The 23,003-nt window shown below is 71.2% G+C and carries 21 protein-coding genes; 8 read left to right on the top strand and 13 right to left on the bottom strand.

The window, feature by feature from the left end; translation table 11 throughout:
• Window positions 1-184 precede the first annotated feature (184 nt).
• From ACIP8Z_RS12745 to ACIP8Z_RS12725, 5 genes are read left to right on the top strand one after another with little or no spacing between them, the layout of a single operon-like run.
• The gene (locus tag ACIP8Z_RS12745; RefSeq protein ID WP_402082208.1) at window positions 185-1,003 is read left to right on the top strand and encodes an ABC transporter ATP-binding protein; all 819 of its coding nucleotides are present in this window, start codon (window positions 185-187) and stop codon (window positions 1,001-1,003) included.
• Entirely contained in the window at window positions 1,000-1,860 is an 861-nt protein-coding gene (locus tag ACIP8Z_RS12740) for an ABC transporter ATP-binding protein (protein WP_402082206.1), read from the top strand. The genes ACIP8Z_RS12745 and ACIP8Z_RS12740 overlap by 4 nt, the downstream gene beginning before the upstream one ends.
• Window positions 1,857-2,747 carry a branched-chain amino acid ABC transporter permease gene (locus ACIP8Z_RS12735; RefSeq protein WP_402082203.1) on the top strand — a complete coding sequence of 297 codons (891 nt, stop codon included), beginning with the start codon at window positions 1,857-1,859 and terminating at the stop codon, window positions 2,745-2,747. Before ACIP8Z_RS12740 ends, ACIP8Z_RS12735 begins: the two co-directional genes overlap by 4 nt.
• Window positions 2,740-3,885: a branched-chain amino acid ABC transporter permease gene (locus tag ACIP8Z_RS12730; RefSeq protein ID WP_402082200.1), complete on the top strand. Its 1,146-nt coding sequence runs from the start codon at window positions 2,740-2,742 to the stop codon at window positions 3,883-3,885. The genes ACIP8Z_RS12735 and ACIP8Z_RS12730 overlap by 8 nt, the downstream gene beginning before the upstream one ends.
• Window positions 3,882-5,147: an ABC transporter substrate-binding protein gene (locus ACIP8Z_RS12725; protein WP_402082198.1), complete on the top strand. Its 1,266-nt coding sequence runs from the start codon at window positions 3,882-3,884 to the stop codon at window positions 5,145-5,147. The genes ACIP8Z_RS12730 and ACIP8Z_RS12725 overlap by 4 nt, the downstream gene beginning before the upstream one ends.
• Window positions 5,148-5,151: 4 nt before the next feature.
• Here the strand turns inward: ACIP8Z_RS12725 and ACIP8Z_RS12720 are convergent, their stop codons facing one another.
• The gene (locus ACIP8Z_RS12720; protein ID WP_402082195.1) at window positions 5,152-6,000 is read right to left on the bottom strand and encodes an NAD-dependent epimerase/dehydratase family protein; all 849 of its coding nucleotides are present in this window, start codon (window positions 5,998-6,000) and stop codon (window positions 5,152-5,154) included.
• 58 nt (window positions 6,001-6,058) lie between these two features.
• Here ACIP8Z_RS12720 and ACIP8Z_RS12715 point away from each other — a divergent pair, with 58 nt between their 5' ends.
• Entirely contained in the window at window positions 6,059-7,060 is a 1,002-nt protein-coding gene (locus tag ACIP8Z_RS12715) for a GNAT family N-acetyltransferase (protein ID WP_402082193.1), read from the top strand.
• A 68-nt stretch (window positions 7,061-7,128) separates the two neighbouring features.
• Here the strand turns inward: ACIP8Z_RS12715 and pssA are convergent, their stop codons facing one another.
• The 9 genes from pssA to ACIP8Z_RS12670 all read right to left on the bottom strand — a co-directional run bounded on the left by pssA (window position 7,129) and on the right by ACIP8Z_RS12670 (window position 18,011).
• Entirely contained in the window at window positions 7,129-7,995 is an 867-nt protein-coding gene (gene pssA / locus ACIP8Z_RS12710; protein ID WP_030320135.1) for a CDP-diacylglycerol--serine O-phosphatidyltransferase, read from the bottom strand.
• Complete coding sequence (locus ACIP8Z_RS12705) at window positions 7,988-8,644, bottom strand: phosphatidylserine decarboxylase (protein WP_015037483.1); 657 nt, start codon at window positions 8,642-8,644, stop codon at window positions 7,988-7,990. The genes pssA and ACIP8Z_RS12705 overlap by 8 nt, the downstream gene beginning before the upstream one ends.
• Before the next feature lie 169 nt (window positions 8,645-8,813).
• On the bottom strand, window positions 8,814-10,019 hold the full coding sequence (locus ACIP8Z_RS12700) for an acyl-CoA dehydrogenase family protein (RefSeq protein WP_189834655.1): 1,206 nt from the start codon (window positions 10,017-10,019) through the stop codon (window positions 8,814-8,816).
• 2 nt (window positions 10,020-10,021) lie between these two features.
• Window positions 10,022-10,546 carry a MaoC family dehydratase gene (locus ACIP8Z_RS12695; protein WP_030320137.1) on the bottom strand — a complete coding sequence of 175 codons (525 nt, stop codon included), beginning with the start codon at window positions 10,544-10,546 and terminating at the stop codon, window positions 10,022-10,024.
• Window positions 10,547-10,551: 5 nt separating this feature from the next.
• On the bottom strand, window positions 10,552-11,517 hold the full coding sequence (locus ACIP8Z_RS12690) for a CoA ester lyase (protein ID WP_015037486.1): 966 nt from the start codon (window positions 11,515-11,517) through the stop codon (window positions 10,552-10,554).
• Window positions 11,514-13,535 carry a protein meaA gene (locus tag ACIP8Z_RS12685; protein ID WP_319313311.1) on the bottom strand — a complete coding sequence of 674 codons (2,022 nt, stop codon included), beginning with the start codon at window positions 13,533-13,535 and terminating at the stop codon, window positions 11,514-11,516. Before ACIP8Z_RS12685 ends, ACIP8Z_RS12690 begins: the two co-directional genes overlap by 4 nt.
• Before the next feature lie 14 nt (window positions 13,536-13,549).
• On the bottom strand, window positions 13,550-14,887 hold the full coding sequence (gene ccrA, locus ACIP8Z_RS12680) for a crotonyl-CoA carboxylase/reductase (protein ID WP_319313313.1): 1,338 nt from the start codon (window positions 14,885-14,887) through the stop codon (window positions 13,550-13,552).
• 396 nt (window positions 14,888-15,283) lie between these two features.
• Window positions 15,284-16,114: a TetR family transcriptional regulator gene (locus ACIP8Z_RS12675; protein ID WP_402082189.1), complete on the bottom strand. Its 831-nt coding sequence runs from the start codon at window positions 16,112-16,114 to the stop codon at window positions 15,284-15,286.
• Window positions 16,115-16,229: 115 nt separating this feature from the next.
• Window positions 16,230-18,011: a 3-hydroxyacyl-CoA dehydrogenase family protein gene (locus ACIP8Z_RS12670; protein ID WP_402082187.1), complete on the bottom strand. Its 1,782-nt coding sequence runs from the start codon at window positions 18,009-18,011 to the stop codon at window positions 16,230-16,232.
• Between the two features lie 302 nt (window positions 18,012-18,313).
• Between ACIP8Z_RS12670 and ACIP8Z_RS12665 the strand changes: the two genes are divergently transcribed.
• Window positions 18,314-18,916 carry a HEAT repeat domain-containing protein gene (locus ACIP8Z_RS12665; protein WP_402082184.1) on the top strand — a complete coding sequence of 201 codons (603 nt, stop codon included), beginning with the start codon at window positions 18,314-18,316 and terminating at the stop codon, window positions 18,914-18,916.
• On the opposite strand, the gene ACIP8Z_RS12660 is transcribed toward ACIP8Z_RS12665, so the two are convergent.
• From ACIP8Z_RS12660 to ACIP8Z_RS12650, 3 genes are all read right to left on the bottom strand, one after another.
• A complete protein-coding gene (locus tag ACIP8Z_RS12660) occupies window positions 18,887-19,363 on the bottom strand; it encodes a RidA family protein (RefSeq protein ID WP_402082182.1) in 477 nt (158 codons plus the stop codon). The genes ACIP8Z_RS12665 and ACIP8Z_RS12660 overlap by 30 nt on opposite strands.
• Before the next feature lie 83 nt (window positions 19,364-19,446).
• Window positions 19,447-21,039, bottom strand: a complete 1,593-nt coding sequence (locus ACIP8Z_RS12655; RefSeq protein WP_402082180.1) for an alpha/beta hydrolase — start codon at window positions 21,037-21,039, stop codon at window positions 19,447-19,449.
• A gap of 195 nt (window positions 21,040-21,234) precedes the next feature.
• Complete coding sequence (locus ACIP8Z_RS12650) at window positions 21,235-22,266, bottom strand: Rv2578c family radical SAM protein (RefSeq protein WP_402082177.1); 1,032 nt, start codon at window positions 22,264-22,266, stop codon at window positions 21,235-21,237.
• Between the two features lie 147 nt (window positions 22,267-22,413).
• On the opposite strand from ACIP8Z_RS12650, the gene ACIP8Z_RS12645 reads away from it, so the two are divergent.
• Window positions 22,414-22,857 (top strand): SRPBCC family protein, encoded by a 444-nt coding sequence (locus ACIP8Z_RS12645; protein ID WP_073907439.1) that lies wholly within the window; start codon window positions 22,414-22,416, stop codon window positions 22,855-22,857.
• The last annotated feature ends 146 nt before the right edge of the window (window positions 22,858-23,003 follow it).

Below are 23,003 nucleotides of genomic sequence, written 5' to 3'. Positions count from 1 at the left end.
GCCCCCTCCGCACAGCCCTGACGCGCAGCGTTGTGCGCATGCACAGCCCTTCGGCGCGCCCGCTGGTCACCGGCAGCGATTCGGCCGCGGGCCGTGGACGCGCGGTCCGGCCCGGTGCTGGGGTGAGCGCCATCGAACGGCCGAGTAACAAGAAGCGGCCGGGAACACCGGAAAAAGGGGAACCATGGGAGGTACCGCACCCGCCCTCGAGGTGACGGACCTGACGGCGGGATACGGACCGGTACACGCGTTGCGACAGGTGTCGCTGACCGTGCCGGCGGGTGAGGTCGTCACCGTCCTCGGGGCCAACGGGGCCGGCAAGTCGACGCTGCTGCGGGCGGTCTCGCGCACCCTCCGGTTCCACGGCGGCGCCGTGGTCTCCGGCACGGTGAGCCGCGACGGCCGGCCGCTCGACGGGCTGCCGCCCGACCGCGTCGTCGGGGCCGGCGTCTCCCAGGTGCCCGAGGGCCGCCAGGTCTTCGCCCGGATGACGGTCGAGGACAACCTGCGCGCCGGAGCGCTCGGCAGCCGCGGCGGACGGGCGGCCAGGGCGGCCTCGCTCCGCCGGGTCCACGAGCTCTTCCCGGTGCTCGCCGAGCGGGCCCGCCAGCCCGCCGGGCTGCTCTCCGGCGGCGAACAGCAGATGCTGGCCGTCGGCCGCGCCCTGATGGCCGCGCCGGGCCTGCTCCTGCTCGACGAGCCCTCGCTCGGGCTCGCCCCGCTGATGGCGGCACGGATCGCGGACGCCGTCCGGGAGATCAACGCCCAGGGCACCGCGGTGCTGCTCGTCGAGCAGAACGCGGCGCTCGCCCTGCGGCTCGCCTCCCGTGCCTACGTCCTGGAGGTCGGAGAGGTCACCCTCTCGGGCCCGGCCGCCGAACTCGCCGCCTCCGACGAGGTGCGCCGCCGCTATCTGGGCGTGGTCGACGAGGACGCCGCCGCCGACGCGGCCCGCGCCCGCGCCACGCACCCGCTCCTGTCCCGCTGGGAGGAGACCCGATGACAGCACGGCCGACACCACCCTCGTCACCCGGCCCCGCGACACCACCCGCCCCCGGCGCCCCGGCGCCCGAGGCCCCGGCCCCTGACGTCCCCACCCTCGAAGTCCGCGGCCTCACCGTCCGTTTCGCCGGCCTCACCGCCCTCGACGCCGTCGACTTCACCGTCCGGCCCGGCACCGTGCACGCCCTCATCGGGCCCAACGGCGCCGGGAAGTCCACCTGCTTCAACGTCCTGTCCGGTGTCTACCGCGCCACCGAGGGTTCCGTCCGCCTCGGCCCGCACGAGCTGACCGCCCTGCCCCCGCACCGGATCGCGGACCTCGGCGTCGGCCGGATCTTCCAGAACCTGGCCCTGCCGCCCCGCGCCACCGTCGAGGACAGCCTGATGCTCGGCCGCCACCGGCTGACCCGTACCGGCTTCCTCGCCGCCGGGCTGCGGCTGCCCTCCGCCGCCCGCGAGGAGGCCCGCCACCGCGCCCGGGTCCGCGAGATCGCGGCCTTCGTCGGTCTGGAGCAGCAGCTCGCGCGGCCGGCGGGCTCGCTCCCGTACGGGCAGCAGAAGCTCGCCGAACTGGCCCGCGCCCTCTGCATGGAGCCGAGGCTGCTGCTCCTCGACGAGCCCGTCGCCGGGATGACCGCCGACGAGCGGCGCCGTACCGCCTCGGTCATCGCCGGGGTCCGCGACAGCCTCGGCATCTCGGTGCTCCTCGTCGAGCACGACATGGGCCTGGTGATGCGGCTCGCCGACTCCGTCACCGTCCTCGACTTCGGCCGCCGGATCGCCGACGGGGCACCCACCGACGTCCAGAACGACCCGGCGGTCGTCCGCGCCTACCTCGGAGAGGAGTCCGCCGCGTGAGCACCTTCGCCGAGTTCCTGATCAACGGCATCTCCCTGGGCTCGATCTACGCCCTCATCGCCCTCGGCTTCGTCGTCATCTTCCGGGCCACCGAGGTCGTCAACTTCGCCCACGCCTCCCTGCTCCTCGCCGGCGGCTACGTCACCGCCGTCCTCCACGACGACATCGGCTTCTGGCCCGCGCTGCTCGCCGGCATCGCGGGGGCGGCGGTGGTCGGCGCGGCCGTCGAGTTCTTCGTGATGCGCCGCCACCGGGGCGCCGACCACAGCGTCCTCGCCATCGTCACCATCGGCGTCGACATCCTGCTCGCCACCGAGCTGACCCGCCGGATCGGCACCGACATCCTGGCCCTCGGCGACCCGTGGGGCGACGCCGTCGTCACCGTCGGCGGGGTCACCATCGCGGAGACGCGGATCGCCGCGCTGCTCGCGGCGGGCCTCCTCATCACCGCGTTCCTGCTCGCCTTCCGGTACACGTCCTGGGGCGTCGCCATGCGGGCCGCAGCCGAGAACCAGGAGACCGCCGCCCTGATGGGCATCCGGCTCGGCCGGGTCTCGATCGGCGCCTGGGCGGTCGCCGGCGGTCTCGCCGCCGTCGCCGCGCTCTTCCTCACCGTCTTCCCGACCCCGGGCCTGGAGCGGGCCACCTCGCTCGCCGCGCTCAAGGCCTTCCCCGCCGCCATCCTCGGCGGCCTCGACTCCACCACGGGCGCCCTCGTGGGCGGGCTCCTCGTCGGCGTCACCGAGTCCCTCGCCACCGGCTACCAGAGCGACCTGGCGTTCCTCGGCCGGGGGATCGGTGACCTGGCCCCGTATCTCGTCATGGTCGCGGTGCTCCTGATCCGCCCGGCCGGACTCTTCGGCACGAAGGAGCTCGCCCGTGTCTGAGACCCTCGCCCGGAGCGGCCTGCGGGTCGGCAGTCCCGCGGTGTACGCGGGGGCCGCCGCCTGCCTCGTCCTCCTGGTCCTGCCGTTCTACCTGGACCGGTTCTGGCTCCAGGCCGGCCTGTTCGCGATGGCCGCCGCCCTCGGCGCCATCGGCATCAACCTGCTGACCGGCGCCACCGGACAGCTCTCCATGGGGCACGCCTTCTTCCTCGCCGTCGGCGCCTACGGCTACTGCGCCTTCGCCGGGGACGGCACCGACGGGCTCGCCGGACTCGGCCTGCCCGGCTGGCTCGCCGCCGTCCTCGCCGTCGCCCTCTCGGGCCTGGCCGGCGGGGTGTTCAGCCCGATCGCGGGACGGCTGCGGGGCGCGTACCTCGGCATCGCCACCCTCGCGCTGATCTTCATCGGCCAGCACGTGCTCTTCAACGCCCATGACCTCACGGGCGGCTACAACGGCCGCGCGGTCCCACCGCTCTCCCTCTTCGGCCTCACCTTCGACGACACCGAACTCCTCGTCGCCCAGGTGCCGTTCGGCGCGGTGGAGAAGCTCTGGTACCTGGGTCTGGTCCTGCTCCTCGGCGGCGTGCTGTTCGCCCGCGGGGTTCTCCGGGGCCGCCCCGGGCGGGCGATGAACGCCATCCGCGACCATCGGATCGCCGCCGGCGTCATGGGCATCCCGGTCGCCCGTTACCGCGGTGCCGTGTTCGTCCTGTCCTCCATGTACGCGGGCCTCGCGGGCGTCCTGCTCGCCCTGGTCTTCCAGCGCACGGTGCCGGAGTACTTCGGCATGGCGCTCTCCCTCGAATACCTCGCCATGATCGTCATCGGCGGTCTCGGCTCGGTCGCGGGAGCGGTCGCCGGCGGCGTCTTCGTCTCCCTCCTGCCCCAGCTCCTCAACCGCTACAGCGACGCACTCCCGCTGGTCTCCGCCCCGGGAACGGGCGGCATCGCACCGGGGGAGGCCGCGCGCTACCTGTACGGCGCCGCCGTCGTCGCGGTGGTCCTGTTCCTGCCCGGAGGCCTGGCCCGGCTGGCCGCCCGGAGGCCCGGAAAACCCGGACGCGGCAACGGCCCCGAGACCCCCATACACACCCCCGACACCCCGACCACCACCGAACCCTCAGGGGAGGCACGATGAACCACCGACGACAGGCCGTGCGGGGCCTGGCCGCCGCGCTCGCCGCACTGGTCGCGCTCACCGCCGCCGGATGCAGCTCGAAGGCGAAGTCCGGCGACGGCAAGCAGACCGGCGCGGGCGGAGTGAAGACCGGCGAGGGCGTCACCGACAAGACGATCTCGCTCGGCGCGCTCACCGACATGACCGGCGTGTACGCCACCCTCGGCAAGAGCGTCACCCAGGCCCAGCAGCTGTACGTGAAGCAGGTCAACGCCGCCGGCGGGATCTGCGGCCGGCAGCTGGAGCTGACGGTCCGCGATCACGGCTACGACCCGCAGAAGGCGCTCGCCGCCTACACCGAACTGGAGCCGAAGGTCGTCGGCTTCGCCCAGTTCATCGGCTCCCCGTTCGTCGCCGCCGTCAAGCCGCGGGTGGACGTCAAGGACAAGGGCCTCGTCCTCCCGCAGGCCTGGTCGGCCTCGCTGCTCGGCTCCCCGTACATCCGCGTCCTGGGCGCCACGTACGACGTCGAGACCATCAACGCCGTCGACTTCCTGCTCAAGGAGAAGGGCCTGAAGTCGGGCGACAAGCTCGGCCACGTCTACTTCGAGGGCGACTACGGCGAGAACGCCCTCAAGGGCTCGAAGCACGCGGCGGAGAAGGCCGGCCTGACCGTCGTCGAGCAGAAGATCAAGCCCACCGACAACGACATGTCGGCGCAGGTCGCGGCGCTCAAGCAGGCCGGGGTGAAGGCCATCGTCATCAGCGCCGGCCCCCGCCAGGCCGCCTCCCTCGTCGGAGTCGCCGCCGCCACCGGTCTGAAGGTCCCCGTCGTCGGCAACAACTCCGCCTTCGCGCCGCAGCTGCTCGGCACCCAGGCCGGTCCCGCGCTGGAGAAGATGTACTGGTTCGCCTCCCCGAGCCTCCCCATCGGCGCGGACACCCCGACCGCGAAGAAGCTCGTCGCCGACTACAAGGCCGCCTACCCGAGCGACTCCCTCGACAACGGCATCGTCGCCGGCTGGACCGCGGCGAGCGTCTTCGGCGAGGCCCTGAAGAAGGCCTGCGAGAGCAAGGACCTCACCCGCGACGGCGTCGACAAGGCGCTCCTGACGCTGACGTCCTACGACGCCGGCTTCGGGATGAGTCACGACCTCGCCGACCCCAAGGCGCCGTCGTCCCGGGAGTCCGTCATCATCCAGCCGGACAAGAAGGTCCCCGGCGGTATGCGCACCGTCCGGCAGCCCTTCGTCGCGGACGCCGCGAAGTCCTACACGCCCTGAGGGCTCAGCGGGGTCGGCCCGGGTCCCGGTCCGCGAAGCCCGTCCGCCAGGACGGGCGGGCCGGGGTCCAGCCCAGGGCCCGGGCCCGGGCGTTCACCGCGCCCCGCGCCCAGGGCGCCCCGCCCCCGCTCCGCGCCGGGGCCGGGACCCCCAGGGCCTCCGCGAGGACCGGCAGCCAGGCGTGGCCGGGCGCCGGCTCGTCGTCCACCACGTTGTACGCGCCCGAGGGCCATGCGAGAGCCCGTACGGCCGCGTCGGCCGCGTCGGCGACGTGCACGAAGGAGCTCACCGCGTCGTCGGCCGCCGTGCTCCCGAGGAACCGGGCCGCCGGGTCCCCGGCGAGCGCGGCGGCCACGGCGCCGCCCGGGGCGTACCAGGTGCCGGGGCCGTACAGGATCCCGTACCGCAGCACGACCGCCTCGGTCAGCTCGGCCACCGTGTCCTCCAGGGCCCGCACCCCGGCGACGATCCGCGACCGGGGCGGCTCGTCCGTCGGGTCGAGCGGTACGGACTCGTCGGCGGGTCCGTCGCCGGGGGCGTACGCCCAGCTGATCGACTGCGCGACGATCCGGCCGACGCCGGCCCCGCGCGCCGCGTCCACCAGGTTCCGGGTGCCCTCGACCCGTACGCGGTTGTTGGCGGCCCCGTCCGCCGCACCCAGGTCCGTGAGCTGATGGACCACGGCGTCCGGCGCCGCCGCGGCCACCGCGCGGCGCACCGCCCCGGCGTCCAGGACGTCCACGGGGTGCGGACCGCGCCGGGACAGAGCCACGACCTCGTGGCCGCCCGCCTCCAGACGCGGTACGAGCTGACGACCGACGGCGCCCGTGGCGCCCGCTACCAGTACACGCATCGGCCCAGCCCAAGAGATCTTCACGTGCCCGAAACATCGCGGTGTGAAGCTCGGGCCCATGACTGCACGCATCGAGGAGAACCGCTCCCACCCGCGCCTCCCTGACCTGCTGGCCGCCTACCACCTGGTCAACCAGGCCGAGAAGGGGACGGCGGTGGAGTCGGCCGACCGGCTCCCCGCCGTATACCGCGCCGAGGTCGAGGACCCGGCCGGCGCGTTCGCCGACGACACGGTCCTGCTCGGCACCCCGCCCGGCGCGGACCTCCCGGCCGGCTGCGTCGTCCTCAAGGCCCCGTACGAGGGCCGGGCGCCCGAGATCAAGCGGCTCTGGGTCGCGCCGGAGGCCCGGCGGAAGGGCCTCGCGAAGGCCCTCATGACCGAGGCCCTGCGCCGCGCCGCAGCCTCGGGGGCACCCGCCGTACGCCTCACCGTCTGGAACTGGCGGGAGGAGCCGCTGGCCCTCTACCGCGCTCTGGGCTTCGAGACGGTCGCCTCCTGGGACGAGCGGCCCGACCTGGTCTGTCTGGAGAAGCCGTTCGACGTCATCGAGCGCCTCACCCCCGACGCCGTACGGACGCACGCCGCCGCCGGTCTCGCCGCGCTCCTCGTCGACGCCGTGGACTCCGGCGCCTCCGTCGGCTTCCTGGCACCCCTGGCGGCCCACCAGGCGGCCGCCTGGTGGACGCGCGTCGCCGATGAGGCGGCCGAGGGCGTACGGGACGTCTGGGCGGCCCACGGCCCCGACGGGGGCCTCACCGGCGTCGTCACCCTCGTCCGCGCGGGCACGGCCAACGGCGGGCACCGCGGCGAGATCGCCCGCCTCCTGGTGCACCGCTCGGCCCGCGGCCGAGGCCTCGGGTACCGGCTGCTCGCCACGGCCGAGGCCCACGCCGCCGCCTCCGGCCTCACCCTGCTCGTCCTCGACACCCAGACCGACAGCCCCGCCGAGCGCCTCTACCGGGGTGCGGGCTGGACGGCCGCCGGCACGATCCCGGACTTCGCCGCCGACCCGGCGGGCGTCCTGCGCGCGACCACGCTCTACTACAAGCGCCTCGGCTGAGCCCGAGGGGAACGGAAAGGGCCCCGTAGGCGACATCGCCTACGGGGCCCTTCTCGTGCGTACTCGCGCTACGGCAGCTGCGCCGCCCGCGCCTCCCGGCTCTCACGCCGGTTGCCGCGGAAGGTGTTCACGCGACGGGCCGTCGCGAAGAGGGGGATCACGGCGCCCATCACGACCTGGAGCGCGCACCCGGTCTGGAGCAGGAACTGTCCGCCCGGAGCGTCGAAGGCCCAGGCCGCCAGCATGCCCATCGCACCGACGATCCAGCTCAGCATCGCCACCGCGAGGATGCCCCGCGGCTTGGGGTACTCGACCCGGCTCACCATCAGCCAGGCGACACCGATGATCGCGAGCAGCGTCGGGATGAACGGCAGCTCCAGGAGCACGATGGAGACCACCGTCAGCGCGCCGAAGGGGCTCGGCATGCCCTGGAACATGCCGTCCTTCATGGTCACGCAGGAGAATCTCGCCAGTCGCAGCACCACCGCGAGCAGCACCACGATCGCGGCCACCGCCGAGACCTTCTGCTGCGCGCCGGGCGTGACCATGCCGTACACGAGTACGAAGTAGGCCGGGGCCAGACCGAAGCTGATCAGGTCCGAGAGGTTGTCGAGCTCGGCGCCCATCGGGGAGGAGCGCAGCTTGCGCGCCACGATGCCGTCGAACAGGTCGAAGATCGCCGCGGCCAGCATCAGGATCACGGCGGTGGCGGCGCTGTTGCGCGCCATGCCGGTCTCCGTGCTGCCCGTGAGGTGCGGGATGAGGATGCCCGTGGTGGTGAAGTACACCGCCATGAAGCCACACGTGGCGTTACCGAGCGTGAGGGCGTCCGCTATGGACAGCCTCAACGACAACGGCATCTCCTCGGCCTCTTCGGCCCCTTCCGCATCGGTGCCGGCGACCCAGTCGGCGGCCCGTGTGTCGGGATCAATCACGGTCAATGCGAGTCACCCCCGCTGTGGTGGCCTGGCCGACCTCGACGGCGACCTCGACACCCTCGGGGAGGTAGATGTCGACGCGCGAGCCGAAGCGGATCAGACCGATGCGGTCACCCTGCTCGACCTTGGTCCCCTGCGGGATGTACGGCACGATGCGCCGGGCGACGGCGCCCGCGATCTGCACCATCTCGATGTCGCCGAGCTCGGTGTCGAAGTGCCAGACAACGCGCTCGTTGTTCTCGCTCTCCTTGTTGAACGCCGGGACGAACCCGCCGGGAACGTGCTCCACGGACGTCACGGTGCCGGCCAGCGGCGCGCGGTTGACGTGGACGTTCAGCGGGCTCATGAAGATGGCGACCCGGGTGCGCCCGTCCTTCCACGGCATGATGCTCTGCACCACACCGTCGGCGGGGGAGATGACCCGGCCCTGAGCGATCTCACGCTCGGGGTCGCGGAAGAACCACAGCATGCCGGCCGCGAGCGCGGTGGTCGGCACGGCGATGGCCGCGGCCCGCCTCGACTTGCGCGCGCGCACGAGGCTGAGCGCCGCGGTGGCGACGGTCGGCAGAAGCCACGGCGATGCTCCGCGCGCAATGCGTACGCCCGTGAGGCTGTCGCGGTGTGCAGAGGTTTGGCTGTGGGGCATGGATGACCTTCGTAGCGGATGATGCCGCACTGGCAACGGGGGACGGCGGCTTTCCCTCGATGCTATCGGTTGCGGGGCGCAACTGGGTAAGCCAGGAACCGAGTCGACGGCCGGAAGACGAACACAGGGTGTGATCTTCTTCGCGGCCGAAACGACTCAAAACCGACAATCAACCCTGGAATCGGTACTCCTCGAGCAGCCGACGACCAATGATCATTTTCTGGATCTCGGCGGTACCTTCACCGATGAGCAGCATCGGCGCCTCACGGTAGAGACGCTCGATCTCGTACTCCTTGGAGAACCCGTAGCCGCCGTGGATGCGGAAGGCATCCTCGACGACCTCCTTGCAGTATTCGGAGGCGAGGTACTTCGCCATCCCTGCTTCGAGGTCGTTTCGTTCCCCGGAGTCCTTTTTGCGTGCTGCATTCACCATCATCGCATGAGCGGCCTCGACCTTGGTAGCCATCTCGGCCAGCTTGAACTGAATCGCCTGGTGCTGGGCGATCGCCTTGCCGAAAGTGTGACGCTGCTGGGCATACGAGACACCGAGCTCGAAGGCACGCTGAGCGACGCCGCAGCCACGGGCCGCCACGTTCACCCGGCCGACCTCGACGCCGTCCATCATTTGGTAAAACCCTCGGCCGGTGACCCCGCCGAGGACCCGATTGGCCGGAATGCGTAGTCCGTCCATGATGAGTTCGGTGGTGTCGACGCCCTTGTAGCCCATCTTGTCGATCTTCCCGGGGATGGTGAGGCCGGGGCGCACCTCTCCGAAACCGGACTCCTTCTCGACGAGGAAGGTCGTCATCGACTTGTGGGGGGCGGTGCCCTCCGGGTGGCCTTCGTCACTTCGGACGAGAACGGCGACCAGCGTTGACGTTCCGCCATTGGTCAGCCACATCTTCTGGCCGTTCAGGACGTACTCGTCGCCGTCCTTGACCGCCTTCGACGTGATGGCCGACACGTCCGAGCCGAGGCCCGGCTCCGACATCGAGAACGCGCCACGCGTCTCGCCGGCCGCCATCCGCGGCAGGAAGTAGTCCTTCTGCTCCTGGGTGCCGTGCTGCTTCAGCATGTACGCGACGATGAAGTGCGTGTTGATGATGCCGGAGACCGACATCCAGCCACGCGCGATCTCCTCCACGCACAGCGCGTAGGTGAGGAGCGACTCACCCAGACCCCCGTACTCCTCGGGGATCATCAGACCGAACAGGCCGAGCTCCTTGAGCCCGTCGACGATCTGCTGGGGGTACTCGTCGCGGTGCTCCAGCTCGGTGGCGACCGGGATGATCTCCTTGTCGACGAACTCCCGGACGGTCTTGAGGATCTCCTGCTGGACGTCCGTGAGCCCGGCGGTCTGGGCGAGTCGGGCCATGGCTACTTCTCCGTCTTCTTGGCGGGCTCGATCAGCTCGGGGCGGCCGGGCTGCTCGCCGCCGCGCTCCTTGATGTACGTCTCGGTGGGCACCATCACCTTGCGGCGGAAGACACACACGAGGGTGCCGTCCTGCTTGTAGCCCTTGGTCTCGACGTAGACGATGCCGCGGTCGTTCTTCGACTTCGACGGGGTCTTGTCGAGGACCGTGGTCTCGCCGTAGATCGTGTCGCCGTGGAAGGTCGGCGCCACGTGCCGCAGCGACTCGATCTCCAGGTTGGCGATGGCCTTGCCGGAGACGTCCGGCACGGACATGCCGAGCAGCAGCGAGTAGATGTAGTTGCCGACGACGACGTTCTTGCCGAAATCCGTCGTGTTCTCGGCGTAGTTCACATCCATGTGCAGCGGATGGTGGTTCATCGTCAGCAGGCAGAAGAGGTGGTCGTCGTACTCGGTGACCGTCTTTCCGGGCCAGTGCTTGTAGACGGCACCGACTTCGAACTCTTCGTAGGTACGGCCGAACTGCATCGGACTCAGGCCTCCGGGATCTCGAACTTGCTGGTGCGCTGCATGCCGGCGGCCCGGCCCTTGCCGGAGATGACCAGGGCCATCTTGCGGGAGGCCTCGTCGATCATCTCGTCGCCGAGCATCGCGGAGCCCTTCTTCCCGCCGGCCTCGGACGTGTAGTAGTCGTACGCGTCGAGGATCAGCTCGGCGTGGTCGTAGTCCTCCTGCGAGGGCGAGAAGATCTCGTTCGCGGCGGCGACCTGGTCCGGGTGCAGCACCCACTTGCCGTCGAAACCGAGGGCGGCGGCGCGCTGCGCGACGGCCTTGTAGCCCTCCTGGTTGCGGATCTGGAGGTACGGGCCGTCGATCGCCTGGAGGTTGTTGGCGCGGGCGGCCATCAGGATGCTCATCAGGATGTGGTGGTACGCGTCCGCCGGGTAGCCGGGCGGCTGCTCGCCCACGACCAGCGACTTCATGTTGATGGAGGCCATGAAGTCGGCCGGGCCGAAGATGATCGTCTCGACGCGCTGGGAGGCCTGCGCGATCGCGTTGACGTTCGTGAGGCCCTGGGCGTTCTCGATCTGCGCCTCGATGCCGATCTTGCCGACCTCGAAGCCCATCGTCTTCTCGATCTGGGTCAGCAGGAGGTCGAGCGCCACGATCTGCTGGGCATCCTGGACCTTCGGCAGCATGATGCAGTCGAGGTTCTGGCCGGCGCCCTCGACGACGGTGACGACGTCACGGTACGTCCAGTGGGTCGTCCAGTCGTTGACGCGGACGACCCGGGTCTTGCCGGTCCAGTCGCCCTCGTTCAGGAACTTCACGATGGTGTGCCGGGCCTCGGGCTTGGCCAGCGGGGCGCACGCGTCCTCCAGGTCCAGGAAGACCTGGTCGGCGGCGAGGCCCTGGGCCTTCTCGAGGAAGCGCGGGTTGGAACCGGGGACCGCCAGGCAGGAGCGGCGCGGACGCAGGCGGTTCACGGGGCTGGTCATGCGGGGACCTCCGTACTTTCAAGGGGGTGGAGCTTGTTCGCTGTCCGGATCTCGTCGACGATACGTCCGATGATCTCCGTGATGCCGAAGTCCTTCGGTGTGAAGACGGCGGCCACACCCGCACGCTTCAGTTCTGCGGCGTCGGCGTTCGGGATGATCCCGCCGACGATGACCGGCACGTCGGTCGCGCCCGCCTCGCGGAGGCGGTCGAGGACGTCCGGGACCAGCTCGGCGTGCGAGCCGGAGAGGATCGACAGACCCACGCAGTGCACGTCCTCCGCGAGGGCCGCGCTCACGATCTGCTCGGGCGTCAGCCGGATGCCCTGGTAGACCACCTCGAAACCGGCGTCACGCGCGCGTACGGCGATCTGCTCGGCCCCGTTGGAGTGCCCGTCCAGGCCCGGCTTGCCGACGAGCAGCCGCAGCCGCCCGACGCCCATCTCCTCGGCGGTCCGCGCCACCTTGTCCCGTACCAGGGCCAGCGGCGTGCCGGCCTCGGCCGTCACCGCGACCGGGGCCGAGGACACGCCCGTCGGGGCGCGGAACTCGCCGAAGACATCCCGCAGCGCCCAGGACCACTCCCCGGTCGTGACGCCCGCACGCGCGCACTCCAGGGTGGCGGCGAAGAGGTTGCCGTCACCGGCAGCCGTCGCCTTCAGCGTCGCCAGGGATTCCTGGGCGCGGGTCTCGTCGCGGTTGTCGCGCCACTCGTGGAGGGCCGTGACCACCCGCGCCTCGTTCGCCGGGTCCACCGTCATGATGGCGGTGTCCAGGTCGGCGGTGAGGGGGTTCTCCTCGGTCGCCTGGAAGATGTTGACGCCGATGATCTTCTCGTCGCCGGCCTCGATCCGCGCGCGCCGCTCGGCGTGCGAGGAGACGAGCTGCGACTTGAGGTAGCCGGACTCGACGGCGGCCATCGCGCCGCCCATCTCCTGGATCCGGTCGATCTCGGCCAGGCACTCCTCGACGAGCGAGTCGACCTTGGCCTCGATGACGTGCGAGCCGGCGAAGATGTCCTCGTACTCCAGGAGGTCGGACTCGTGGGCGAGGACCTGCTGGATGCGCAGCGACCACTGCTGGTCCCACGGCCGGGGCAGGCCGAGCGCCTCGTTCCAGGCGGGCAGCTGCACGGCACGCGCGCGGGCGTCCTTGGAGAGGGTGACGGCCAGCATCTCCAGGACGATCCGCTGGACGTTGTTCTCCGGCTGGGCCTCGGTCAGACCGAGCGAGTTGACCTGCACGCCGTAGCGGAACCGGCGCTGCTTCTCGTTCTCGATGCCGTACCGCTCGCGGGTGACCTTGTCCCAGATGCGGCCGAAGGCGCGCATCTTGCACATCTCCTCGATGAAGCGGACGCCCGCGTTCACGAAGAAGGAGATACGGGCCACGACCTCGCCCTTGCGGTCCTCCGGGACCTGGCCCGAGGCGAACACCGCGTCGAGCACGGCGATCGCGGTGGACATCGCGTACGAGATCTCCTGGACCGGAGTGGCCCCGGCCTCCTGCAGGTGGTAGCTGCAGATGTTGATCGGGTTCCACTTCGGGATGTTGTTCACCGTGTAGGTGATCATGTCCGTCGTGAGGCGGAGGGAGGGGCCGGGCGGGAAGACGTGCGTCCCGCGCGACAGGTACTCCTTCACGATGTCGTTCTGGGTGGTGCCCTGGAGCCGGGTGACGTCGGCACCCTGCTCCTCGGCGACCACCTGGTAGAGCGCCAGGAGCCACATCGCCGTGGCGTTGATGGTCATCGAGGTGTTCATCTGGTCCAGGGGGATGTCCTGGAACAGCCGTCGCATGTCACCGAGGTGCGAGACGGGGACGCCGACCCGGCCGACCTCGCCGCGGGCGAGGATGTGGTCAGGGTCGTAGCCCGTCTGCGTCGGCAGGTCGAACGCGACCGAGAGGCCGGTCTGACCCTTGGCGAGGTTGCGCCGGTACAGCTCGTTGGACGCCTCGGCGGTCGAGTGACCGGCGTACGTCCGCATGAGCCACGGCCGGTCCTTCTGGCGCTCAGTCATCTATGGTCCCGGGCTCAGATGTTGCGGAAGCGGTTGATGGCGTCGATGTGCTGGGCGCGCATCTCCGGGTTGCGGACGCCGAGGCCCTCCTCGGGCGCGAGCGCCAGGACGCCGACCTTGCCCTGGTGCAGGTTGCGGTGGACGTCGTAGGCGGCCTGGCCGGTCTCCTCCAGGGAGTAGACCTTCGACAGGGTGGGGTGGATCTTGCCCTTGGCGATCAGGCGGTTGGCCTCCCACGCCTCGCGGTAGTTGGCGAAGTGCGAGCCGATGATGCGCTTGAGCGACATCCACAGGTAGCGGTTGTCGTACTCGTGCATGTAGCCCGAGGTGGAGGCGCAGGTGGTGATGGTGCCGCCCTTGCGGGTGACGTAGACGCTCGCGCCGAAGGTCTCGCGGCCCGGGTGCTCGAAGACGATGTCGATGTCCTCGCCGCCGGTGAGCTCGCGGATGCGCTTGCCGAAGCGCTTCCACTCCTTCGGGTCCTGGGTGTGCTCGTCCTTCCAGAACTTGTAGCCCTCGGCGTTGCGGTCGATGACCGCCTCGGCGCCCATCGCCCGGCAGATGTCGGCCTTCTCGGGGGAGGAGACGACACAGATCGGGTTGGCACCGCCGGCCAGGGCGAACTGCGTGGCGTACGAGCCGAGTCCACCGCTCGCGCCCCAGATGAGGACGTTGTCGCCCTGCTTCATGCCGGCGCCGTTGCGGGAGACCAGCTGGCGGTACGCGGTGGAGTTGACGAGGCCCGGGGACGCCGCCTCCTCCCAGCTCAGGTGGTCGGGCTTCGGCATCAGCTGGTTCGACTTGACCAGCGCGATCTCCGCCAGGCCGCCGAAGTTGGTCTCGAAGCCCCAGATGCGCTGCTCGGGGTCGAGCATCGTGTCGTTGTGTCCGTCCGAGGACTCCAGCTCCACCGAGAGGCAGTGCGCGACGACCTCGTCACCGGGCTTCCACGAGTTCACGCCGGGGCCGGTGCGGAGCACGACGCCCGCGAGGTCGGAGCCGATGACGTGGTACGGCAGGTCGTGGCGCTTGCTGAGGTCGCTGAGCCGGCCGTAGCGCTCCAGGAAGCCGAAGGTCGAGACGGGCTCGAAGATCGAGGTCCAGACCGAGTTGTAGTTCACGGAGCTCGCCATGACGGCGACCAGGGCCTCGCCCGGGCCGAGCTCGGGCACCGGCACGGTGTCGAGGTGCAGCGACTTGCGCGGGTCCTTGTCGCGGCTGGCGAGCCCGGCGAACATCTCCGCCTCGTCCTTGTGGACGGTGATGGCGCGGTACGACTCGGGGAGCGGGATGTTCGCGAAGTCGGCGGACGTGGAGTCCGGGGACTGGATCGCGTCCAGGATGTCCTTCACGGGGTTGCCTCCGGCGGTGCGGCGTCCTGAGGGGAGGACGCGCTGAGGGTTACGTCTGGGGCTGCTGCTGTGGAGGTGTGCCGTCGGTTCGGCGGGGTGGTGCGGGCTGCGCCTGGTGGGCGCGGTGGGTGCCTGTGACGCAGGCGTCCGGGCGCACGATCACGATCGCTTGTGGGGACAGCCGGCGCACGAGGAGACCTCTGCGCGCCGGCCGCCCGGACACCATCAACGTATGGCACGCCGTGTCACGTGACAAGGCACTGCGTGCCAACAATTTCACTCATATGCAATCTGCCGGTCACATGTGAGCGATGATCGATCGAATCGCAGGTCAAAACGGGCGAAGGCCGCCCCCGCAGAGGGGCGGCCTTCGTCGTGAAGGGTGTCGGTCGGGGCTCAGTTCTTCGTCAGCGCCTGCTGGATCGTGCGCATGACCTCGTCGAGCGGCGCGTCCGTCCGGGCCACGGCGACCACCACGTCACCCGTGGTGGAGGCCCGCACGGCCGGGGCCGGCTCGGTGGTCCCCGGGGAGGACGAGGAAGGGGCCGGGCGGCCCGCGCCTATGCCCGAGCCGAAGGTCTCCCGGACGATCGCGAAGGCGTGGTCCAGCTGGCTCTCCACGTCGCCCTGCCCGCCCGCCCGCAGCCAGCGGCGCAGGACGTGGTTGTGGGCCGTGACGACCGCGGAGGCCGCCACCTCGGCGAGCAGCGGGTCGTCGTTGCCGTCGTGGTGGTCCCGCTCGTCGAAGTGGCCGAGGAGGTAGCGGGTGAACAGCCGCTCGTAGCGGGCCACCGAGGCGATCTCCCGCTCCCGCAGGGTCGGCACCTCGCGGGTGAGCCGGTAGCGCTCCACGGAGACCGCGGGAGAGCCCGCGTACATCTTCATGACTTCCTTGATGCCCCGGCACACCGTGTCGAGCGGGTGCTCGTGCGGCGGGGCCGCGTTCAGCACCGCCTCCGCCCGCACCAGGGTGTCGTCGTGATCCGGGAAGATCGCCTCTTCCTTGGAGCGGAAGTGCCGGAAGAACGTCCGCCGCGCGACGCCGGCCCGGGCGGCGATCTCGTCGACCGTCGTGGCCTCGTACCCCTTGCTCGCGAAGAGCTCCATCGCGGCCGTGGCGAGCTCCCGGCGCATCTTGAGCCGCTGCGCGGCGGCACGAGTGCCCGCCGCGCTCTCCGGAGCGTCGGACGGGGACGTGGCACGGGGTGTCTTCGCGGCCTTGGGCATGGTCCGAACGTACTGCATCGGAGGGGGAGTGTGCCCAGGTGGGGGCGGGGAGCCCCCCGGGACACCGACGGTGCCCGGAGGGCTCAGCAGACCACCCCAGCCGGCCGCTCCCGGCTCAGCGTCGGGCATATTCGCGGAAGCCGCGCCCCGTCTTGCGACCCAGGCAGCCCGCCGCCACCAGGTGCTCCAGAAGCGGGGCCGGGGCCAGGCCCGGGTCCCGGAACTCGCGGTGCAGCACCTGCTCGATCGCGAGCGACACGTCCAGACCGACCACGTCGAGCAGTTCGAACGGGCCCATCGGGTAGCCGCCGCCCAGCTTCATCGCGGCGTCGATGTCGTCCAGGGTCGCGTAGTGCTCCTGGACCATCTTGATGGCGTTGTTCAGGTACGGGAAGAGCAGCGCGTTCACGATGAAGCCGGCACGGTCGCCGCAGTCCACCGGGTGCTTGCGGATCCTCGTGGTGACCTCGCGGACGGTCGCGTGGACGTCGTCGCCGGTCAGCACCGTGCGGACGATCTCGACCAGCTTCATGGCCGGCGCCGGGTTGAAGAAGTGCATCCCGATGACGTCCTGCGGGCGCGAGGTGGCGCGGGCGCAGGCCACGACCGGCAGCGAGGACGTCGTGGTGGCGAGCACCGCGCCCGGCTTGCAGATCTTGTCGAGCCGCGCGAACAGCTCCTGCTTGATCTCCAGGTCCTCGGCGACCGCCTCCAGGGCCAGGTCGACGTCGGCGAAGGCGTCCAGCGTGCCGGCCGGGGTGATCAGGGCCAGCGTCGCGTCGCGCGCCTCGCCCGTCATCCGGCCCTTGTCGACCGAGCGGGCCAGCGACTTGGCGATCCGGGCCTTCGCCGTGTCCGCCTTCTCCTGGGAGCGGGCGGCGAGGACGACCTGGTATCCGGCCTTGGCGAAGACCTCGGCGATGCCGGAGGCCATGGTGCCCGAGCCGGCGACGCCGACCGAGCGGACCTCGCGGCCGCCGGCCGCCTCCGCGAAGCCCAGCGGGGTCAGCGCGTCCCGCACGACCTCGCCGGAGCCCGGCGCCTCGTAGGTGTAGAAGCCGCGGCCCGACTTGCGGCCGGTCAGACCCGCCTCGCTGAGCTGCTTGAGGATCGGGGCCGGGGCGTGCAGCCGGTCGTGGGAGTCCGCGTACATGGCCTCAAGGACCGTACGGGCCGTGTCGACGCCGATCAGGTCGAGCAGCGCCAGCGGGCCCATCGGCAGACCGCAGCCCAGCTTCATCGCCGCGTCGATGTCCTCGCGGGAGGCGTACTTGGCCTCGTACATGGCGGCGGCCTGGTTCAGGTAGCCGAAGAGCAGCCCGTCCGCGATGAAACCGGCCCTGTCGCCGACCGCCACCGGCTCCTTGCCCAGGTCGAGGGCGAGCTGCGTGACGGCGTCGACGGCCCGCGGGTCGGTCAGCACGGAGGAGACCACCTCCACCAGCTTCATGGCCTGGACCGGGGTGAAGAAGTGCAGGCCGAGGACCCGCTCGGGGTGGGCCGAGTCGGCCGCGAGCCGGGTGACGGAAAGCGCGTTCGTGCCGGTGGCGACGATCGTTCCGGGCCGGACGATGCCGTCGAGGGCCCGGAACACCTCCTGCTTCGCCTCGTACGACTCGGGCACGACCTCGATGACGAGGTCGGCCTCGGCGGCCGCCTGGAGGTCGGAGAAGGTACGGAAGCGGGCCAGGACGTCCTGCCGCTCCTCCTCGGTGATCCGCTCGCGGGCCACCGCACGGGCGGTGGAGGCCTCCAGGGCGGCGACGGCCTGGGCGGCGGCGGTGTCGCTGATGTCGATGCCGATGACCTCGCGGCCGGCGCGGACGAGGACGTCGGCGATACCCGTGCCCATGGTGCCGAGACCGACGACGGCGATGGTGGAGAGAGGGGTGTCCATCAGGGGACTCCTGAGAGGAAGAGTGACGACTGAGGGCAGTGCGCGCACGAAAGGCCGCGGGAAAGAGCGAGGGCTCTGCCCGGAGAAAGGGCGATGCCCTGGAGGGAAAAGGGCGACGGACTCTGTCCCGGAGCCACGTCGAAACTGCCGAACCGACAAACACCCACAACGGCTGCGTCACCAGGCCGTTGTGAGAAGCGCGGGGGTGCCCCGCTCACCTGAGACTAACCGGCGGGTAACGAGCGCGCCAGTCCCGGGAAGTTGAGGAAAATGTGATCTGGATCGCGGATAGGCTCGGATTCATGGAATACGCCGAGGATCCGGAATTCTGCTCGATGATCGATCGATTGCGGGACGAGATCGAGAATGACGCGGGAACCGTCCCGGCGGCATTCGAACAGCTCGCGGAAACCACCGATCCCGAGGAACTGCACCACGTCCTCACCGCCCCCGGGCAGCCCCTCTGGGCCCGGGAGATCGCCGCCTACGCCCTCGGCGTCACGGGCGACCCACGCGCCTTCGAGGCCCTGGTGCTCCTCCTCAACCACCGCGACCCGGAGCGCTGCGTCACCGCCGCCCACGCCCTGACCCGGCTCGGCGACCCCCGTACCGCCCGCGCGGCCGCCGCCCTCGCCACCAACGAACTCCGCGTCGCCTACGCCCTGCTGCCGATCCGGCTGCTCGCCGCCCTCCGCGCCCCCGAGTCCGTACCGGCCCTGATCACCGTCCTCGAACGGCGCCTGCCCGCCGACGACCCCCACTGGCGGGTCGGCCTCGCCTGCGTCGAGGGCCTGGGCACCCTGGGCGACCCCCGGGCCCGCCCCGCCCTGGAGGCCGCGCTCCCGCACCCCCGGCTCGGCGCCGCGGCGGAAGCGTCACTGGGCCGGCTCGGCACCACCCACTGAGCGGAGGAGCGGGCGGGCCGCACCATCGGCCCCGGGCGCCGCACTCCGCTCCGGCACCAGCGCGAACGCCTCGATCTCCACGAGCAGTTCCGGGCGGACGAGCGCCGACACCTGGACCGCCGAGCTCGCCGGCAGCGGCGCCCCCGCGAAATGGGCGTCCCTGGCCTCCCGTACGGCCGGGAGGTGGGCGACGTCCGTGACGAAGTACGTCAGCTTCACCACGTCCTGGAACCCGGCGCCCGCCGCCGCGAGGCAGCGGTCCAGGTTCGCGAAGACCTGACGGGCCTGCGCCACCGCGTCACCCTTCCCGACCACCGCGCCCGAGGCGTCGAACGCGCACTGGCCGGATATCGCGACGAAGCGGCCCGTCCCCCAGACGACATGGCTGTACTGCGGGCTGGCGGCGATCCCGTCGGGAGCGGGCAGATGGGTCAGGTGGCTCGTCATGCCCCACATCCTCGCCCATGGCACTGACAGTGCCCGCACCCCTGGGGGATGCGGGCATCGTCGGCGCACCGGGCCGGGGAACCTCAGCGTACGTGGCCGAGGAAACCGTGCAGCGCGCTGCCCGCGGACTCGGCCGCGGTCGGGGCGGTCCGGGTCGCCGGCTCGGGCTTCGGCTCCGGCAGCGTCGCGCAGGCCGCGTCCACCTCGGCGTCGCCCTCCGCGCGCGGGACCTCGCCCGTGGCGAGGTAGGCGGACAGGTGCTCGTCCATGCACGCGTTCCCGCCGAGGGTCACACCGTGGTTCCCGCCGCCCTCCTCCACGACCAGGCTGGAGCCGCGCATCAGCCGGTGCAGGGCGACCCCGCCCTCGTACGGCGTCGCCGCGTCGTCCGTGGCCTGGAGGATGAGGACCGGCGGAACCTGGTCGTTGCTGACGTCCGGCGGGGTCAGCGAATCCACCGGCCAGAACGCGCACGGCGCGTTGTACCAGGCGTTGTTCCAGGTGGAGAAGGGCGCCTTGGCGTGCACGTCCCAGTTGTCCTTGCGCCAGACGCTCCAGTCGCGGGGCCAGGCCGCGTCCCGGCACTGCACGCTCGTGTAGACCGAGTAGCCGTTGTCGGCGGCCGCGTCGGCCTCGCCGTACCGCTCGTACGCCTCCGTGAGCGGCACCGCGTTCGCGTCGTTGACGTACGCGGCGAACGCCTTCGCGAGGCGCGGCCAGTAGCCGTTGTAGTAGCTGCCCGGCAGATAGGTGTCCTCCAGCTCGCCCGGTCCGACCTTCCCGCCGGCCGGCTTCGCGCGCAGCGCGTCCCGCATCCGGTACCAGGCCGCCTCGACCGCCGCCGGGTCGGCGCCCAGCTTGTACACGGAGTCCTGCTTGGCCACCCAGGCCATGAAGTCCTTGTGCCGGGTGTCGAAGGCGTAGTCCTGCGCGATGTTGTCCTCGTACCAGACGCCGTGCGGGTTCACGACGGAGTCCAGCGCCATCCGCCGCACCCGGTCCGGGTGGAGCCGCGCGTACACGGCCCCCAGATAGGTGCCGTACGAGTAGCCGAGGTAGTTGATCTTCTGGGCGCCGAGCGCGCGCCGGATGACGTCCATGTCCCGGGCGGTGCTCACGGTGTCGATGTACGGCAGCACGTCCGCGTACTTCTTGCCGCAGGCCGCGGCGAAGGCCTGGGCCCGCTCGATCGCGAGCCGCTCGGATGCGGCGTCGCTCGGCACCGAGTCCTGGCGGACCGGGGCGAAGTGGCCGGGCCTGCAGTCGAGAGCGGGCTCGCTCTTGCCGACCCCGCGCGGGTCGAAGCCGATCACGTCGTACTCGGCGGCCACCTTCGGGGGCAGCGAGGACGCCACGTACCCGGCCATGCCGCGGCCGCTGCCGCCGGGCCCGCCCGGGTTCACGAGCAGCGGCCCCTGGAAGGTCTTCGCGGTGTGCGGGACGCGGGTGAGGGCGAGCGTGACGGTCCGGCCGGCCGGGTCGTCGTGGTTGAGCGGCACCCGGAGGGTGGCGCACTGGAGCTTGGGGTACGCCTCGGTGGCACAGCCGGTCCAGGCGAGCGAGGGGAAGGGACGGGGGGCCGGTTCACCGGCGCCCGCGGGGGCGGCGGGCAGGACGGTGACCGTCCCGGCGACCAGCGCTCCTGCGGCGATCAGCATTCCTGCGCGTGGGGTCATAGGGCGTTTGTGTCCCGAACCGGCGTGGAGAGGACCTGTTTCGCCGAGAGTTGACCCGAACGGAGGGGAATCCGACGGCGTGTCAGGTGACCGGTCCGATGATCGGAGGATCGGTGGCCGGGGGAGAGATGGCCGGAGGAGCGACGGCCGGGGGAGCGGCGGTCGCTCAGAGATGACCGGGGGAGCGGCGGTCGCTCAGAGGAGCGTCAGCTGCTCCGGTGCCGCCGCCGTCTCCGGTTCCTCCGGTACGGGTGTCCGGCGCGTCGCGCCCCGGTGCGCGGGCCCGATGCCGAACTCGGCCGCCAGCTCGTGCACCTGACGGGTGATCCGGCGCTGGTACCACGTGGGCGCGTAGGCCCCGTCCGCGTACATCCGCTCGTACCGCCGCACCAGACCGGGGTGGTGGCGCCGCAGCCACTGCATGAACCACTCGCGGGCGCCCGGCCGCAGATGCAGCACGAGCGGGGTGACCGAACTCGCCCCGGCCTCGGCGATCGCGCGGACCGTGTCGCGGAGCTGCTCGGGCCGGTCGCCGAGGAAGGGCACCACGGGCGCCATCAGGACCCCGCAGTCGATGCCGTGCGCGCCGAGCGTCCGGACCACGTCGAGCCGGCGCTGCGGGGAGGGGGTGCCGGGCTCGATCGTGCGCCACAGCTCCTGGTCGGTGAAGCCGACGGAGACGGAGATGCCGACCTCGGTGACCCGGGCGGCCTGGGTGAGCAGCTCCAGGTCCCGCAGGATCAGCGTGCCCTTGGTGAGGATCGAGAAGGGGTTGGCGCGGTCGCGCAGGGCGGTGAGGATGCCCGGCATCAGGCCGTACCGGCCCTCGGCCCGCTGGTAGCAGTCGACGTTGGTGCCCATCGCGATGTGCGCGCCTTGCCAGCGTGCGGAGGCGAGCTGGCGGGTCAGGAGCTCCGGGGCGTTGATCTTGACGACGATCTGGGAGTCGAAGCCGAGCCCGGTGTCGAGGTCGAGATAGCTGTGGGTCTTGCGGGCGAAGCAGTACACACACGCGTGCGTGCACCCCCGGTACGGGTTGACCGTCCACTCGAACGGCATCCGCGAGGCGCCGGGCACCCGGTTGAGGATCGAGCGGGCCCGTACCTCGTGGAAGGTGATGCCCCGGAACTCGGGGGTGTCGAAGGTCCGGGTGGTCACCGCGTCCGTACCGAACAGGGCGATGTCGGCGGGAGCGGTGGGCGTGTCGCCCAGATTGTCCCAGCGCATGGACGCCTCCTCGATGGCTCTGCGTCGACCGTTCGCTCAGAATAGAACACCTGTTCCCTTGATCGTTGCAACCCGGATTTCGCGCCCCGGAGCCCACGTGGTTCTCTAGGCCCACACCCCTGAGGAACCACGAGCTGGAGGAAGTCAATGGCGCAGGTCGAGGCCACCACGGAACGGATCATCGCCGCCGACGCGGAGACGGTGTTCGACGCGCTGGCCGACTACAGCGGCACGCGCGCGAAGCTGCTCCCCGAGCACTTCAGCGAGTACGAGGTGCGCGAGGGCGGCGACGGCGAGGGCACCCTCGTCCACTGGAAGCTGCAGGCCACGAGCAAGCGCGTCCGCGACTGTCTCCTGGAGGTCACCGAGCCCACCGACGGGCAGCTCGTCGAGAAGGACCGCAACTCCTCCATGGTCACCACCTGGCTCGTGACCCCCGCCGGGGAGGGCAAGTCCCGCGCCGTCGTCACCACCGTCTGGGACGGTGCCGGCGGCGTCGGCGGCTTCTTCGAGCGCACCTTCGCGCCCAAGGGCCTCGGCCGGATCTACGACGCCGTTCTCGCCAAGCTGGCGGACGAGGTCGAGAAGTAACGCCCGGAGCGTTCACCGATTCGAGTGGATCGCCCGCACCCCCGTAACGGCGCCCCCTGTGCGCCGGGGGCGCGGGCCCCCTCGTAAACGCGCTGATGAGCGACCCAAGTGCGCCGTACCGCAGGGCCGTTCGGACCTTCGGACGC

The organism is Streptomyces sp. NPDC088553, from assembly GCF_044752965.1.
Lineage (GTDB): Bacteria > Actinomycetota > Actinomycetes > Streptomycetales > Streptomycetaceae > Streptomyces.
The sequence above is the reverse complement of the archived record's forward strand: the minus strand, read 5'-3'. Positions and strand labels throughout refer to the sequence as shown.

Bases quoted from the DNA above. Each gene is read 5' to 3' on its own strand.
- ACIP8Z_RS12745 (WP_402082208.1), top strand. From the start codon at position 185: ATGGGAGGTACCGCACCCGCCCTCGAGGTGACGGACCTGACGGCGGGA.
- ACIP8Z_RS12740 (WP_402082206.1), top strand. From the start codon at position 1,000: ATGACAGCACGGCCGACACCACCCTCGTCACCCGGCCCCGCGACACCA.
- ACIP8Z_RS12725 (WP_402082198.1), top strand. From the start codon at position 3,882: ATGAACCACCGACGACAGGCCGTGCGGGGCCTGGCCGCCGCGCTCGCC.
- ACIP8Z_RS12720 (WP_402082195.1), bottom strand. From the start codon at position 6,000: ATGCGTGTACTGGTAGCGGGCGCCACGGGCGCCGTCGGTCGTCAGCTC.
- ACIP8Z_RS12715 (WP_402082193.1), top strand. From the start codon at position 6,059: ATGACTGCACGCATCGAGGAGAACCGCTCCCACCCGCGCCTCCCTGAC.
- ACIP8Z_RS12705 (WP_015037483.1), bottom strand. From the start codon at position 8,644: ATGCCCCACAGCCAAACCTCTGCACACCGCGACAGCCTCACGGGCGTA.
- ACIP8Z_RS12700 (WP_189834655.1), bottom strand. From the start codon at position 10,019: ATGGCCCGACTCGCCCAGACCGCCGGGCTCACGGACGTCCAGCAGGAG.
- ACIP8Z_RS12695 (WP_030320137.1), bottom strand. From the start codon at position 10,546: ATGCAGTTCGGCCGTACCTACGAAGAGTTCGAAGTCGGTGCCGTCTAC.
- ACIP8Z_RS12690 (WP_015037486.1), bottom strand. From the start codon at position 11,517: ATGACCAGCCCCGTGAACCGCCTGCGTCCGCGCCGCTCCTGCCTGGCG.
- ACIP8Z_RS12685 (WP_319313311.1), bottom strand. From the start codon at position 13,535: ATGACTGAGCGCCAGAAGGACCGGCCGTGGCTCATGCGGACGTACGCC.
- ACIP8Z_RS12675 (WP_402082189.1), bottom strand. From the start codon at position 16,114: ATGCCCAAGGCCGCGAAGACACCCCGTGCCACGTCCCCGTCCGACGCT.
- ACIP8Z_RS12670 (WP_402082187.1), bottom strand. From the start codon at position 18,011: ATGGACACCCCTCTCTCCACCATCGCCGTCGTCGGTCTCGGCACCATG.
- ACIP8Z_RS12665 (WP_402082184.1), top strand. From the start codon at position 18,314: ATGGAATACGCCGAGGATCCGGAATTCTGCTCGATGATCGATCGATTG.
- ACIP8Z_RS12660 (WP_402082182.1), bottom strand. From the start codon at position 19,363: ATGACGAGCCACCTGACCCATCTGCCCGCTCCCGACGGGATCGCCGCC.
- ACIP8Z_RS12655 (WP_402082180.1), bottom strand. From the start codon at position 21,039: ATGACCCCACGCGCAGGAATGCTGATCGCCGCAGGAGCGCTGGTCGCC.
- ACIP8Z_RS12650 (WP_402082177.1), bottom strand. From the start codon at position 22,266: ATGCGCTGGGACAATCTGGGCGACACGCCCACCGCTCCCGCCGACATC.
- ACIP8Z_RS12645 (WP_073907439.1), top strand. From the start codon at position 22,414: ATGGCGCAGGTCGAGGCCACCACGGAACGGATCATCGCCGCCGACGCG.